Below are 14,901 nucleotides of genomic sequence, written 5' to 3'. Positions count from 1 at the left end.
TTGAGGCTTTTCAGGTAAGATGAACAAGGGATAAACCTTGAAGCAAGAATAAAAAGGCAATGTTTAATATACAAATGGCCTCCGCTCAGGTAGTTTAAGCCTCCGTGAGTGGAGGTTTGTTTTGTTCGTATATGGTAGTAAGGAGAACGAAGATGATGAGATGGCTGGATACATATCCAAAAGAAGTCAAAGTATTTTTGCTGGCAAGTTTGGTTAACGCGACAGGCAGTGCCCTGATGTGGCCGCTAACCACGATGTACGTATTTGATGAACTCGGGCGGACGATGGCTAACGCGGGATTCGTCATTCTGATCCAGTCGCTCGGCGGCATCTTCGGTCAGCTGCTCGGCGGTGCATTATATCACAGGGTCGGCGTGAAGAAGCTGATCATTGGATCGCTTGCCCTAAATGCACTTGGCCTGTTTGCCCTGCCCTGGATTAGTGCGTACTGGGTTGTATTTATATGTGCCATGGGCTGGATCGGCTTGTTCAGTTCCTTGTCACTGCCTGCGATTCAGGCTTTTATTGGCTTTCGGTTTGCGGAGCGGCGGGGAGAGCTGTTCAATATTATTTATGTGGCGAACAATATCGGTGTAGCGATTGGGACGGCACTCAGCGGTTTCTTGGCCGACTTTTCCTATCACCTCAGCTTTGTACTGAATGGCGTGACCTCTGCCGGGTTTGCAGTCTTCTTTTGGTACTATCTGTCGCGTGTGGATACCAATCAGGGAGAAGTGCATCTGACGAAACGGAAAACGGTCCAGAATGGTCCCGGGATCTGGGCGCTGCTTGGCAACACCAGGTTATACCTGTTTATGAGCCTGGGGGTATTGTTCATCCTGTTTGGCAATTCCATCTGGAACACAGGTGTATCGCCGTACATTATCTCCGAAGGGATGGAGAAACGAATGTACGGACTGCTCTGGACACTGAACGGGGTTCTGATCTTCGTGGGCCAACCGTTTACGAGCTGGGTTAAACGCACCATGGCCCGTACCTCCACTGCGCAGATGGCAGCAAGTGCGATTTTCTATGGATTGGCTTATATCGTCATGATCACGATGTACAGCTATCCGGGCATGGTGTTTGCGATGGTGCTGGCCACCTTTGGAGAAATGCTGATCTCACCTGCAACCCCTGCCTTCATTTCCGACCATGCGGGCAGAGCTGCACCATTTTATATTGGAGTCTCCGGCGGTATCGGATCGATCGGTCGTGTCATTGGCCCTTATGTGATGGGTGTGATGTACGATAAACAGGGCTTGATCTCCGTAGCCTGGCTGGCAACGGCGATGGCAGGGGTGGCCCTGCTCGGTTTTGCACTTCATGCCGTCCTGAATCGCCACCGTGAGGTAAAGGAGTATGGGTTGGATACCTAGAGTCTTCTAGGCGGGATATCATTGGAGCAGACATGTTGGACGAGTAGAAGATCCATCCAGCATGTCTGTATGTTTCACAAAACTATGGTTGACAAAATAATGTTTTTATGCTATAATTTACATATTAAATGTTTCCGTATATACTAAGGTTCTCCTGGCCAGGGGGGACCTTATTTTGTTATGCGGGAGGATAAATATGAAGCCAAATGAATCCAGCATTACGTCTTTGATCTCGGCCTTTGGCCGCGCCTATCACAGTCAGTATGACACACCTTTGATTTTCGATGACCACATAGCCAAGGCTCTGATTTCTCCACAGGAGTTTGAACTGATTCGGGAGCAAATGGTGCAGGGCATTCATTTTTTTAATCCAGAAATGGCAGATATGGTGAAGGAGGACCCCGATAAAATATTGAGGTGGATCACACAAGTTCAGCTGTCGCCTATTGCCCTGGCGAGGGCAGCCTACTGCGAGCAGGTGCTGCTCCATGAAGTTAAACTGGGTGCCAGACAATATGTCATTCTGGGAGCCGGAATGGATACCTTTGCGTTAAGAACCCCGGAACTAAGCGACAGGCTGAATATCTTTGAAGTTGACCATCCGGCTACGCAGCAGTTTAAGAGTGATAGGCTGAGTTTGGCCAACCTGTCGATCCCAGACAACTTACACTTGATCCCAATGGACTTTGCGCATGGGTTTGCTTATGGAAATCTGACCAGCAGAGGTTTCAAAAATCAGAGAACCTTCCTCAGCCTGCTTGGCGTTTCGTATTACCTGTCCAAATAGGTATTGTTCAATCTTTTGCGGCAGGCTTTTGCCAACCTTCCATCCGGAAGCTCGATGGTACTGGATTATGCAGATGAACGACTCTTTGAGGAGAAAGGCATATATAATCGGGTAGAGAACATGTTGAAGCTGGCTGCGTCCTCCGGCGAGCCAATGCAATCCTGTTTCGCGTATCACGAGATCGAAGGCCTGCTGGCGGATGCAGGACTTCTCATCTATGAGCATCTGACACCAGACGATATTCAGGAGAGATACTTCAACAATCGTACAGATGAATTGACTGCTTTTGAGACGGTTCATTTTATCCATGTTGTAAAAAAATAAGCGAATTTAGGGTGCAGCTTGGCATACTCTAAATTAATAAAACACCCTTCCTCCGGTAAGTCAGGGGGAAGGGCATTTGAGCTAAATAATGTACATCTTTATCCAAATTGCGCCTGATGCAGTCGGCTATAGGAGCCTTCTCGTTCGAGAAGTTCATCATGGCTGCCCTGTTCGGCTACGCCACCGTTCTCCACGACAATAATGCGGTCCGCGTGCCGGATGGTTGCCAATCGGTGCGCAATAACGAGCGTTGTACGTCCCTGAGCCAGCTCGGACAGCGCCAGCTGAATGGCAGCTTCTGTTTCGGTATCCAGAGCCGAAGTTGCTTCGTCAAGGATTAGAATGGGCGGATTTTTCAGAATCATGCGGGCAATAGACAGGCGCTGTTTCTGGCCTCCGGACAATTTCACGCCGCGTTCACCAATCATGGTGTCGAGACCTTCTGGCTGTGACCGTACAAGCTCTTCCAATTGTGCACGACGGATGGCTTGCCAGATTTCCTCATCCGATGCATTCAATTTGCCGTAGGCAATATTTTCACGAATGGTGCCGTCAAACAGGAATATGTCCTGCTGTACAATGCCGATATTGGAGCGCAGCGACTCCAGCGTCATATCCTTCACAGGAATGCCGTCAATAGTAATATGGCCAGCATCCACATCATAGAAGCGCGGGATCAGGCTGCACAGCGTGGATTTGCCCGCTCCGGAGGGTCCAACCAGTGCAACGGTCTGCCCGGCTTGAATCTCCAGATTGACCTGGTCCAATGTAGGCTTATGTTCACCATAGGAAAAGCTAACATTATGGAAAGCGATATCTCCGCTTACGCTTGTGATGGGCTTGGCCTGCGGTGTATCTTCTACATCTGGCACAGCTTCGAGCAATTCCAGGTACCGCTTGAAACCAGCAATGCCTTTCGGATAGGTTTCAATGACAGAGTTAATCTGTTTGATCGGACCCAGAAAAATATTCGACAGCATCACGAAGGCGATAAATTCCCCGTAGGTCATACTTCCTTGAATGACAAACCATGTTCCGCATACCAGCACAAACAGTGAGACGAATTTCATCAAAATAAAACTAAGCGAGGAGTTCCACGCCATAATGCGGTAGGTGATCAGTTTGGTAAGGCGGAAGCGTTCATTATTTTCAGTAAAACGACCGATTTCGTGATTTTCATTGGCAAAAGCCTGTACCACACGGATTCCGCTAACCGTATTTTCGACCCGAGCATTATAGTCTGCAATATCGGCAAACATGCGTTTGAAGGCAATGGACATTTTGCGGCTGAAATACAGGGACAGGTAGATCATCAGCGGTACGATGATAAAGGTCAGTACGGCGAGCTGCCAATTGATACTGAGCATGATACCGAAGGCACCTGCCAGCGTCATCAGGGCGATGAATAGATCCTCCGGTCCGTGGTGCGCAATTTCCCCAATATCCATCAGATCATTGGTCATACGTGAAACAAGGTGGCCTGTCTTGTTATTGTCGAAGAAGCTGAAGGACTGTTTCTGTACACGTGTGAACAGTTCTCTCCGCATATCGGATTCAATGTTAATCCCCAGCTTATGTCCCCAATAGGTGACTGCAAAATGAAAAAAGGAACTAAACAGATAGATGCCGAGCAATGCGGCACATGCCGTAAGAATCATGGACCAGTTGCCCTCAGGGAGCAGCTTGTCCACCACCTGGTTTACGGCCAGCGGAAACACGAGTTCCAGCAGAGCAGCTGCAATGGCACAAGAGAAATCCAGAATGAAAAGTCCCCTGTAAGGACGGTAATATGCCATGAAACGGCGAAGCATATGTATTTCTCCCTTCTATAACGCAAAAGCCCAGGCAGGCATCAAGGCCTGTCCAGACACAGCGTTCGGTCGTGTTGAATTATTTTATAAATGCTATTTACTTGCGGTTCTGCTGCGTACGTTCCACGATCATATCAGCCTGAGTCGTTCGATGTTGCTGCAGTTGTCTCGGTCGACCCGTTGGTAGTTTCCGCCCCTGCACCACTGCTGCAGGCAGACAGAATCATAATGATGGCCAGCATAAACAGCAAGCCGGAAAAACGTTAATTGACGGCAAACATCGGGTAAGTTCCTCCTGTGATAATCAATAATGATTATTATTCTCATTAATAACATAGAGGAAGATTTTACATTTGTAAATGGACAACTATGATCAATGTTCCATGGACAATGTTATTTTGTGCATTATAGTCTGCAGCTGTTCAATAACCGATAGGGGATCATATCCGTAAAACTTGTCTTCTTCAATCCCATAGACTTGACCATTGCCAATGGCATTTATTTCGGTGAAAATGAATAAAGAGGTTGAAATCGCTATCAACACCGACTATAATAAAAATGTCGAAACGTTTCAATGTCTTGCCAAGAAGCATGTCTATACAATTTTTGTAATGAACTGCCTGTTGGGTGTACATTGAAGGGCTTGTCTCGATGCTAATGGATCTCCAGTTAAAGCTGGTCCGAATGAGCCGTTGGGTAAGAAGTCAAATGGAAGAATTTTTTTTGATATCACTTCGAAACGTTTCGATTGAATAGAAACGAATATGATTCAATGATATAGTATAGAATTTGGTGGTTGTCACAACCATTTACAGTATAAAATGTAGGTAACTTATGAAATTGGTCAAGTTAGAAGGAGCGAACGTGGAATGGCAACGATTAAGGATGTGGCAAAGCTGGCAGGTGTGGCGCTCTCGACCGCTTCCTATGCATTAAACGGGGACAGCAAGGTTAGCGCCAAGACCAAGGCAAAAGTGCTGGAGGCAGCCCGGGAACTGAATTATCGCAAAAACGGCTTTGCCATGGACCTGAAACGGAGCCGGACGAATACGATTGCGCTAATTCTGACTGATCTTTCGGGTCCGTATTACTCGGAGTTGATTCGCAGTGTTCAGGATGTGGCGCTTGCGAATGGATATGATCTGATTGCCTGCAGTTCTATGGGCGGTCGTGATTCAACAGCAGTCCGGTTTTTGCGGGAAAAGAGAGTGGATGGTGCGATTGTACTCGCACACAACATCCATGATGACATTTTGGTGGAATCTGCGGGGCATCGTTTTCCTATTATTGTAATGGATCGTCATCTGTCGGGTGACCATCTGGTCAATGTGCTGGTTGACGGTGAACAAGGTGGATACCTGGCTACGCGTCATCTGATCAATGAGGGGCACCGGAAGATTGCCTACATTAGCGGTCCATCCAACTCGTATGATAATGCCCTGCGTTACCAGGGATATCTGAGAGCCATGAAGGAAGCAGGGCTTGAGGAAAAATCCAAATGGCGTCTAAGCGGCAATTTCGTTCGTGAAGGCGGGCATAGCGCAACCAAAATGATGATTATGCAGGGCGAGCTTCCAACCGCCGTATTTTACGGGAATGACGAAATGGCTATAGGTGGTTTGAAGGCACTGGAAGAGAGCGGCATATCCGTACCCAATGATATTTCGGTTATCGGGTTTGATGACATTCAATTGTCTGAATTCGTTCGTCCTCCCCTCACTACCGTAAGGCAACCGAAGCACGAGGCAGGATCACTTGCAGGACATCTGCTGTTCCAGATGCTGAATGGTGAAGCCGTGAATCCATCGTATACGTTGACGATTGATATGGTGGAACGCGAATCTGTACGCTCTGTGCAGGCAGAGTCGGGTAACCAGCCCGCGTAAGAAGCAGCGTTTGGATGGATATGGTTCCTGGTATGCCTGGAGCATAAGGGACTGTATCTTAAATAAATAATCTAATGATCCTAACGTAAATCTCGTTGAACAGGAGATGAAGCAATGGCTTTGATTCAATGCCAGTTGTTCGCCGAAAGTCTTAGCGTGTCTACAGACATTACCCTTATACTGCCGGAGCGTTCACCGCTTCGCGCAAGCCGGAATGGAAAACTGCCTGTTCTGTATCTGCTGCATGGACGCGGTGCAGACCACTCCGAATGGACACGGCATTCATCCATCGAACGATTGGCCGAGGCCCGGGGAATTGCGGTTGTGATGCCATCGGCAGGGCGAAGCTACTATATGGATATGCAGCAGGGCGGGTCTTATTTTACATATATAAGTGAGGAACTGCCTGCATTCGTGAAGTCGCTCTTTCCCATCTCGGACCGCCGTGAAGATACATTTGTAACAGGCGTTTCCATGGGCGGGTATGGTGCATTCAAGCTGGGTCTGCGTTTTCCGGAACGATATGCTGCGGCAGCCAGCCTCTCGGGCGGGCTAGATCTGGCAAGCAGGGTACGTGGCGAGGGGAACTTCACCCCTGCAGAAATGCAGAGCATCTTCGGGAGTCCGGAGCGAATTGAAGGCAGTGATGACGATCTGCTGGCCGTTAGCCGCAGGCTGGCTGCGTCAGGGACGGCGTTCCCGCAATTGTATCAATGCTGCGGGACAGAAGATTTTCTCTATGAAGCCAACCAGACATTTCGGCATACGATGAAGGAACTGGATGTACAGGTGACGTATGAGGAAGAGCCAGGTGGCCATGAGTGGAGTTATTGGGATATGAAGATCAAGCGTGTTCTGGAATGGTTGCCTGTTCAGGTATAGCCAGCTTGAAAATAAAACCAGGGGTTCGTAACCGGATTGGCCTTGAAGAGGCCGGTTTGCAGAGGAACCCTATTCTTTTTCGGTCGATTCGAAACGTTTCGATTTTTACTAAATGAAGGAGTGAATGACATGACAACGATGATTAATGAACCGATCCGGCTGACTGCCGGGGAATTGACGTTTACCTTTTTGAACAGTGGGGACCTGTACCAGGCAACTTCCGGTACAACCATGCTGAACCAGCTGCTAAGCAACCAGATCGATGGTTCTCTGAACAATCTGTACCTGCGAGTACATGAGGGCGAGAACATTAGCTCTTTCCCGCTGCTGGGTGCACTTTCGAACAGTAAAGTCATTACAAGCAAGACTCAGCCACACAATCAACTGATCTGGGAAGGCAGCATCCCATTGGAAGGCCAGGAACAAGGCATTGGTTATCAGGTCGTGTTCACTGCAACATCGCAAGGCGTTTGGTTCTGGGATGTGAAACTGAAAGGGCAGCATAACGGAGTGGATATCGTCTACGGACAGGATGTTGGACTGGCTGATCCAGGTGCGGTACGCAGCAACGAGGCCTATCTGTCACAGTATATTGACCATACTGTCTTTGAAGATGGAACGAAGGGATATGTCGTTTGTTCGCGTCAAAACCAGCCTCAGGGCGGCGCATTCCCATATATGCAGCAGGGTTCTTTGACCAAGGCAGTCGGTTACTCCACAGACGGCTTCCAGTTCTTCGGTCTGTCCTACAAGGAAACCAACGAACCGGAAAGTCTCAGCCGTAAAACGCTGGCTAATGAGACTTATCAATATGAGTTCGCCTATACGGCACTGCAATCCGAGCTGCTGAACCTGAACGGGGAAGCTGAGGTTGTTTTCTATGGACTGGCGAAGTCCAATCATCCAGAAGGCATTTCTGCACTGGAGTATGCAGATGAAGTGACTGCGGCTTGGGACGCTGTACAGAAACTCGAAGTTCAGTACGGTGAAACACTCGAGCAAGTGAAGCTGTCTTCCAGCCTGGGCGAGCCGCTTGTGGCACTGGACATGACGGAAGATGAAATCAAGGAACTGTTCCCTGATCGTCATCAGGAAGAGCGTAATGAGGATTCACTCCTGTCCTTCTTCACAGGCAGCTACGAACATATCGTCCTGAAAGCCAAGGAACTGCTGGTGGAGCGTCCTCACGGTCATATCCTGATGAGCGGTGGCAACGTGAAGCTTGGAGCACCGGTCATTACAACAACTTCTTATATGTACGGTATCTTCAACTCGCAGCTGGTTATCGGCAACACCAATTTTAACAAAATGATCAGTAACGCCCGAAATGCACTGAACGTGCCGAAGACCGCTGGCCAACGCATTTACGTAGAGATGGATGGCCAATATCGTCTGCTCACGATGCCCTCACTGTTCGAAATTGGCTTCAACTATGTGCGCTGGATGTACAAAACTGAATCCGATACACTCATCGTAACGAACTATACAGGTGCACATACAACCGAAGTGAGCATGAATGTGCGTTCTACAAGCGGTAAAGCCTATCGCTACCTGGTAACCAACCAGATCACAATGAACGTGAACGAATACGAATATCCGCTGCACATGACGCAGGATGGCAATACACTGGTCTTCAAAGCGGACCCAAAAGCAATCAGTGCCGGCACATATCCTGACTTGCAATATCGCATGTCTGTAGAGGGTGCCTCAATGAACGCAGGCGACGAGACGCTGCTGGCAAGCGGTATTCGCAGTGGATCGGCTTCGCTGGTTACGCTTAGCCTGGAAGAGAGTGCAGAGTGGACGCTTAAGGTGCAGGGTGTACTGGAAGGCCAAGCTGCTGAAGCTGGATCAACTCTTGCATTTGAAGAGGAAGTACAGGCTTATCGCGAATTCTTCGCGGGTGTAATGAATGGCTTCCGTTTGTCCCGCGGCGAAGGTCAGAGTGCTGAGGACCTGTTCAAAGTGAATGCCTTGGCTTGGTGGTACACACACAACATGCTGGTGCACTATTCCGTGCCTCACGGTCTGGAGCAATACGGCGGCGCAGCATGGGGTACAAGGGACGTATGTCAGGGTCCGGTTGAATACTTCATGGCTACTCAAAAATACGAGCAGGTACGCGACATCATCAAAATGGTCTACACGCACCAATACGAGGATGACGGCAACTGGCCGCAATGGTTCATGTTTGATAAATACTTTGCCATTCAACAGGAAGAGAGTCACGGTGATATCATCGTCTGGCCGCTGAAAGTGCTGGCAGACTATCTGACGGCGACGCGCGACTATGCGATTCTGGATGAGAAGGTGCCTTACACTGTCAAACACAGCTTCGGATTCACGGAAGACACAGCAACGGTACTGGATCATGCGAAGAAAGAGATCGAATACATTCGTTCGCACTTCCTGCACGATACGTTTCTGTCTTCCTATGGCGATGGGGACTGGGACGATACCCTGCAGCCAGCCAATGCACAGCTCAAGCAGTTTATGGTGAGCAGCTGGACGGTAGCTCTGACGTATCAATCCGTTAACGTGCTGTCACAGGCTTTGAAATACAAGGATGCTTCCTTCGCAGAGGAGCTTGAAGCTCTGGCTCAGGGTATCCGTGAAGACTTCAACCGTTACATGCTGGGAACCGATGTTATTCCGGGCTTTGTGTACATGGAGGACGCGGATCAGGCGAAGCTGATGCTGCATCCGACCGATACAGAGACAGGCATTCAGTATCGTCTGCTGCCTATGACACGCAGCATGATCGGTGAATTGCTTACGGCAGAACAGGCTGAATCGCATTATGCACTGATTCGCGAGCATTTCCTGTGCCCGGATGGCGTGCGCCTGATGAATCGTCCGGCTCAGTATGCCGGCGGTGTGAGCACCCACTTCAAGCGGGCAGAACAGGCATCCAACTTCGGACGTGAGATCGGTTTGCAGTACGTACACGCCCACATTCGTTATGTGGAAGCAATGGCCAAACTCGGTAAGACCGATCAGGTATGGAATGGACTCGCGATGATCAATCCGGTTGGAATCGGTGAGGTTGTGCCTAACGCAGAGATCCGTCAAGCCAATGCGTACTTCAGCAGTTCCGACGGCAAATTCAACACACGTTATGAGGCGCAGGAGCATTTTGATCAATTGCGCAAAGGTACCGTACAGGTGAAGGGTGGATGGAGAATCTATTCCAGCGGCCCGGGGATCTACATGAACCAGCTGATCTCGAATGCACTCGGTATCCGTCAGGAAGGTGGAGATCTGGTCATTGACCCTGTCCTGCCAGCCGAGCTGGATGGCATGCAGTTCGAGTTTGAATATGCAGGCGAACCGGTAACGTTTATCTATCACCTGAACGAAGGATCGGTTAACCGCGTAACCGTAAACGGCAAGGAGATCCGCACAGAAGTTACGGCGAACCGTTACCGTCAGGGCGGCGTCTGCATCTCACTGGATGAGTTCAGACAGCTGCGTACTTCGGACCGTACCATCGTAGATATTTATATGTAACTCACTTCTTATATCTTGATGCTTGAGTGTAATGAAAGGCCATCCTCCTTAGCAGGCAGGATGGCCTTTTTCTATATAAGTAAGTGACAATGGCCCTCTGCCTGTGTCTTAGGTGGAGCACGCGCTGGCTGGCACCTTTATCAACGCAGCGGAACTGCCAGCATCGTCTGCAGCAGCTCATTGTGACGAACAGTTTTCGTAACATAGCCATGCGTCTCAAACCACCCGGTTAATTCATCCAGCAGGGGGAAATGGCGTTCTCTTATGGCAAGCAGCTGCTCACCGTTTCCATCTGCCTCAGCTTGTCTTATATAAGCCTCGCGGTGAAGTGCGTCCGCAAACATGAGATCGGTTAGACAGATTCGTCCCCGCGGGGTTAATACCCGCTGCATCTCCTGCAGTGCCAGCTGCTGCTGGTCGGGACTCAGATGATGGAAGGCGAAGCTGGATACAAGAAAATCAAAGGTCTGGTCGGCAAAAGGCAGCGCCAGGAAGTTCCCCAGCTTCACATGCATCCCTGGATACTTGGTACGGCATGTACGCAGCATTTCTCTGGACTGGTCAATCCCTGTCATGATGGCTTGGCGTTCCAGTAGTTTGCCAGCAAGATTGCCCGTACCTGTTCCGATATCAAGTCCGTGTTCACTGGGAACAGGGGAGATCCAATTCGCAGTCTGTTCCAGCGCCTCGTCATAGTTGTGATATAGATAAAAGGAAGTCGATGGGGCCTTCTGGGTATCTGGGTATTCTTCGGTGCACCCAGATTCGTTATAAGGCATGCTATCGGCTTCCTCCGGGAAAGATGGGGAAGATGCAGGGATGCTGCCGCTCTTGGCGTGAACACGCTCATCATGGATAGCAGCCTGGGTATCATAGTTCCAACGATCATGCCAGTTCTGGCGTGCTTCCCGCAAGCGGCGTGAACTGTCTGCAAGCTCATGGAGATGGCTAACATCCAGCGGCCCGTCTTGACGATTGAGATCAATCATGCGCTGGGTCATATCCAGCATGCGTTTCAGTTCAACCCACTGGGCATACATGACGGCCTGCTGCAGCTCCAGATATTCCTCCAGCCGCTGCTGGTTGCCTTGATCAATCTCACTGAGCGCGTGAGTAATATCCTGAAGTGACATGCCGATCTCCCGCAGTGCGGCAATCGTCTGAAGCCGCCAGATGTCATTTTCCGTGTAGCTCCGGTATCCATTGCTGGCCTGCTTGGCGGGGAGAATTAATCCTTTTTCCTCGTAAAAACGGATCGCTCTGGGGGATATGCCAAGCCTGCTTGCCGCCTCTTTGATATTCAAGGGCCGCACCTCCTTCATGATAATCAGTATAAACGATGACGTAACGTAAAGGTTAAGGGGAGATCCCCATTTTAGTTCGGGCTTAGGGCTGTGCTACAATATAATCAGATGAAAAAAATGCGCTAGTGGCATCTATAAGCTATTATCCAAGGGCCATGTAACGCGCTGGAATAATGTAATTACCTGTATGAAAGGTTGAAATGCGATGCTTACCCGTCAAACGTATAAAATTCGGCCTTCCGAGATGAAGGATGCACCCCAACTGATGGAGATGGATGCTCTGGTGTGGGATATACATACCTCTCCAGCGCCATTTCATTGGAAGTCCAGACAGCAATTTCTGCAGCATTGTCCGCCCGGCAGCCAGCTGGTTGCCGTTCAGGGAGAACGGGTCTGCGGCTATGTGGGCTTTTATCCGGCTACGGGGATGCCTGTCAATCGTCATGTCTACGAGATTAATATTGCTGTTCATCCCAATGACCGGCGCAGTGGCGTGGCCACGTCCCTGATGCATGCCATGAAAGAATATGCTCGTGAACAGGGGATTCATAAACTGCGCCTTCGCGTGCTGTCGAGCAATCCGGGAGCGATCGCTTTTTATACCCAATGTGGATTTGAGACGGAGGGCCGACTGGTGTCGGAATTTTATATCGCCGGGAAGTATGTGGACGATATTCTCATGAGTTATTTTATCCGGAATGAACGGTAGTTCGATGACGAAGGAGGAGCAATATAATGGATATGGGACTTCGGGGTAAAAAAGCGTTGGTGCTGGCATCCAGTCAGGGACTGGGCAAGGCGGTGGCAGCACAGCTGGCCGCAGAAGGCGCAGACGTGATGCTTGCGAGCAGGAACGAGGAGAAGCTTGCAGCCGTCAAACAAGAACTGCTGGAACTGGACGGCGGAGGACGCGTTGAATACTGCGTAACGGATGTTACACGCAAGGAAGACATTAACGCATTAATCCATAAGACAGGGGAGCTGTTCGGGCAGATTGATATTCTGGTGAACAACTCTGGCGGTCCTCCTTCGGGAACATTTGAATCATTGACCGATGAGGACTGGGAACGTGCATTTGAGTTGAATGTGATGAGCTATGTACGTATGATTCGTGGGGCCCTCCCTTATATGAAGACCAACGGCGGACATATTGTGAATATTGCTTCAACTTCGGTGAAACAGCCCATTCCGGGGCTGATACTGTCCAATACATTCCGTACGGGTGTCTTTGGTCTGGCGAAGACGCTATCACAGGAGCTTGCCCCTTATGGCATTCTGATCAATACGGTAGCACCCGGACGAATCGGAACAGATCGGATACGTGAACTCGACACTGCCCGCGCAGAGCAGAATGGAATTAGTGAAGAAGAGGTAGCCGAACAGTTCCGCAAGGAAATCCCTCTGGGACGATACGGCCAGCCTGAGGAATTTGCCAAAGCCGTTGTGTTCCTGTTATCCGGGGCCAATACCTACATTACTGGTACTTCGCTAGTGGTGGATGGCGGTATGGTAAGAGCTCTCTAAGATGGACAGGTCATTTGTCTGAAGAGTTCCGGTTATATATGGGAACGATGTAAAACCCTCTGTCACACCATGGGTGAAGACAGAGGGTTTTTGATCGAAAATATGCAAAAGTATACAAACGAGCTGGCACGATCCATCAGGCCGGATCCGTGCTGTTCATGCTGGTGGATTCGTCTGAGCTGCCCGAATCGGATTCAGTTCCTGATGCCTCGCCACGCTTGCCTCTGGAACCTTGTCGTGCTTCCGGCAATACGCCGTTTACCAAGTCCGTGACCCGTTCGTTCAGGCCGGCTATCCGTTTGTCATACTGGCTTTGTGTAATATTCCCGTCAGACAGCTGCTGCTGCAGGTCGCTTTTCCCGGCAGCGACTAGCTTGTCGACTACAGTCTGCACGTCCACATGATTGCTGGCAGCGATCTCGGCAATCGTGCTGCCTGCCTTGCGGGCTTCCTTCAGCTCGTCTGCTGTTATGCCGAGGGCGGAGACCAGTTCATCGGTGTATCGGCCATGCCCGGCTCCCTTGTTAGCATTTATGGATTTTGATGATTTCGATGTATGTGAATTCGTTGTGGGGCTGGCATTTTTCTTCTGAGCGGAAGTGCCCGCAGCCGGATCGGCACTCGCGGTGGTGTTTGCAAACCATCCTCCGCCAAGCGCGATCGTCAAAGCCATCGTGCTGGTAATCATCATCGTTCTTGATGTTCTGCTTCTCTTCATCAGCGATCATCCTCTTTCTCAGTATAGTTGTGTATGGCATGGGCCAAGAACCCACAACGTTATCTTAGGCGTCCAGGATGAAGAGAGGATGAAAATAACCTTAAGGGGCAGTAAAAGTTGAATTTGTCGGCCCCATGCAAAATGCCCCTTACCTGCATGAAGGTAGCTTCGTGCAGATAGGGGCATTCCATGTTGTATCCATATGTATGCGGGTTAGCGTAAAAGCTCCCATTCATGCTGCAGCATGCCGTACACGGCATGATTGACGTATCCCTTAGGCAGTTTCTCTGCCTGACGAATAACGCCTTCCAGGACAAATCCAAGACGCTCAGGGATGGCGCGGCTGCGCTTGTTGTTCGTAGCTGAACGAATCTCGACCCGGTTCAGGTCCAGGGTGACCAGAGCATAATCGACCAGGACACGACAAGCGCTAGTCATTAATCCCTGTCCTTCAAAACCCTTGCCGAGCCAGTATCCGATGCTTACCGAACGGTTGGTCCAGTTAATCTCATGGAATCCGATAATACCGGCAAGTTCACCCTTCAGCCATACACCCGCAGTGAAGCCTCCATTATCGGCAGCCTGCTTCAGCGCATTGTTGATAAAGTTTGAGGTATGTTCAATTTCTGTTACATGGTCCACCCATGGCAGCCAGTGTCTCAATTGATCGCGGGAGCGGTCCGTAAGTTCGAACAGCGGCTTGGTATGCTCTATAGAGAGTGGACGGAGTTCGGTATATTCATCCAATGAATAGGTAAACATGAGTGCAACCTTCT

General features: G+C 49.8%; 10 protein-coding genes and 1 pseudogene. 7 read left to right on the top strand and 4 right to left on the bottom strand.

What is annotated here, in order from left to right:
• Positions 1-155: 155 nt before the first annotated feature.
• Together AC3RCI_RS27165 and AC3RCI_RS27160 are read left to right on the top strand one after the other, a co-directional pair.
• Positions 156-1,379 (top strand): MFS transporter, encoded by a 1,224-nt coding sequence (locus tag AC3RCI_RS27165; protein WP_127537629.1) that lies wholly within the window; start codon positions 156-158, stop codon positions 1,377-1,379.
• Between the two features lie 196 nt (positions 1,380-1,575).
• Positions 1,576-2,490, top strand: a pseudogene (locus tag AC3RCI_RS27160) (class I SAM-dependent methyltransferase).
• 98 nt (positions 2,491-2,588) lie between these two features.
• On the opposite strand, the gene AC3RCI_RS27155 reads toward AC3RCI_RS27160, so the two are convergent.
• On the bottom strand, positions 2,589-4,301 hold the full coding sequence (locus tag AC3RCI_RS27155) for an ABC transporter ATP-binding protein (protein WP_492527041.1): 1,713 nt from the start codon (positions 4,299-4,301) through the stop codon (positions 2,589-2,591).
• 869 nt (positions 4,302-5,170) lie between these two features.
• On the opposite strand from AC3RCI_RS27155, the gene AC3RCI_RS27150 reads away from it, so the two are divergent.
• The 3 genes from AC3RCI_RS27150 to AC3RCI_RS27140 all read left to right on the top strand — a co-directional run bounded on the left by AC3RCI_RS27150 (position 5,171) and on the right by AC3RCI_RS27140 (position 10,579).
• Positions 5,171-6,187: a LacI family DNA-binding transcriptional regulator gene (locus AC3RCI_RS27150; RefSeq protein ID WP_127537293.1), complete on the top strand. Its 1,017-nt coding sequence runs from the start codon at positions 5,171-5,173 to the stop codon at positions 6,185-6,187.
• A 114-nt stretch (positions 6,188-6,301) separates the two neighbouring features.
• Entirely contained in the window at positions 6,302-7,069 is a 768-nt protein-coding gene (locus tag AC3RCI_RS27145; RefSeq protein ID WP_154894786.1) for an alpha/beta hydrolase, read from the top strand.
• A gap of 129 nt (positions 7,070-7,198) precedes the next feature.
• On the top strand, positions 7,199-10,579 hold the full coding sequence (locus tag AC3RCI_RS27140; protein WP_492527040.1) for a GH36-type glycosyl hydrolase domain-containing protein: 3,381 nt from the start codon (positions 7,199-7,201) through the stop codon (positions 10,577-10,579).
• 140 nt (positions 10,580-10,719) lie between these two features.
• Here AC3RCI_RS27140 and AC3RCI_RS27135 read toward each other — a convergent pair whose 3' ends face one another.
• On the bottom strand, positions 10,720-11,883 hold the full coding sequence (locus AC3RCI_RS27135; protein ID WP_492527039.1) for a methyltransferase domain-containing protein: 1,164 nt from the start codon (positions 11,881-11,883) through the stop codon (positions 10,720-10,722).
• A gap of 205 nt (positions 11,884-12,088) precedes the next feature.
• On the opposite strand from AC3RCI_RS27135, the gene AC3RCI_RS27130 reads away from it, so the two are divergent.
• Positions 12,089-12,592, top strand: a complete 504-nt coding sequence (locus AC3RCI_RS27130) for a GNAT family N-acetyltransferase (protein ID WP_127537289.1) — start codon at positions 12,089-12,091, stop codon at positions 12,590-12,592.
• A 26-nt stretch (positions 12,593-12,618) separates the two neighbouring features.
• Positions 12,619-13,407 (top strand): SDR family oxidoreductase, encoded by a 789-nt coding sequence (locus tag AC3RCI_RS27125; RefSeq protein WP_251643724.1) that lies wholly within the window; start codon positions 12,619-12,621, stop codon positions 13,405-13,407.
• Between the two features lie 136 nt (positions 13,408-13,543).
• Here the strand turns inward: AC3RCI_RS27125 and AC3RCI_RS27120 are convergent, their stop codons facing one another.
• Positions 13,544-14,125: a hypothetical protein gene (locus tag AC3RCI_RS27120; protein WP_492527038.1), complete on the bottom strand. Its 582-nt coding sequence runs from the start codon at positions 14,123-14,125 to the stop codon at positions 13,544-13,546.
• Between the two features lie 213 nt (positions 14,126-14,338).
• Positions 14,339-14,887: a GNAT family N-acetyltransferase gene (locus tag AC3RCI_RS27115; protein ID WP_110758574.1), complete on the bottom strand. Its 549-nt coding sequence runs from the start codon at positions 14,885-14,887 to the stop codon at positions 14,339-14,341.
• Positions 14,888-14,901: the final 14 nt, after the last annotated feature.

This window comes from Paenibacillus sp. MT124 (genome assembly GCF_058792755.1).
Note: the sequence above shows the minus strand (reverse complement) of the source record. Positions and strands in the feature narration are given on the sequence as shown.

Coding starts and splice junctions, on each gene's coding strand:
- AC3RCI_RS27155 (WP_492527041.1), bottom strand. CDS start 4,301: ATGCTTCGCCGTTTCATGGCATATTACCGTCCTTACAGGGGACTTTTC.
- AC3RCI_RS27115 (WP_110758574.1), bottom strand. CDS start 14,887: ATGTTTACCTATTCATTGGATGAATATACCGAACTCCGTCCACTCTCT.
- AC3RCI_RS27140 (WP_492527040.1), top strand. CDS start 7,199: ATGACAACGATGATTAATGAACCGATCCGGCTGACTGCCGGGGAATTG.
- AC3RCI_RS27120 (WP_492527038.1), bottom strand. CDS start 14,125: ATGAAGAGAAGCAGAACATCAAGAACGATGATGATTACCAGCACGATG.
- AC3RCI_RS27165 (WP_127537629.1), top strand. CDS start 156: ATGAGATGGCTGGATACATATCCAAAAGAAGTCAAAGTATTTTTGCTG.
- AC3RCI_RS27145 (WP_154894786.1), top strand. CDS start 6,302: ATGGCTTTGATTCAATGCCAGTTGTTCGCCGAAAGTCTTAGCGTGTCT.
- AC3RCI_RS27130 (WP_127537289.1), top strand. CDS start 12,089: ATGCTTACCCGTCAAACGTATAAAATTCGGCCTTCCGAGATGAAGGAT.
- AC3RCI_RS27125 (WP_251643724.1), top strand. CDS start 12,619: ATGGATATGGGACTTCGGGGTAAAAAAGCGTTGGTGCTGGCATCCAGT.
- AC3RCI_RS27150 (WP_127537293.1), top strand. CDS start 5,171: ATGGCAACGATTAAGGATGTGGCAAAGCTGGCAGGTGTGGCGCTCTCG.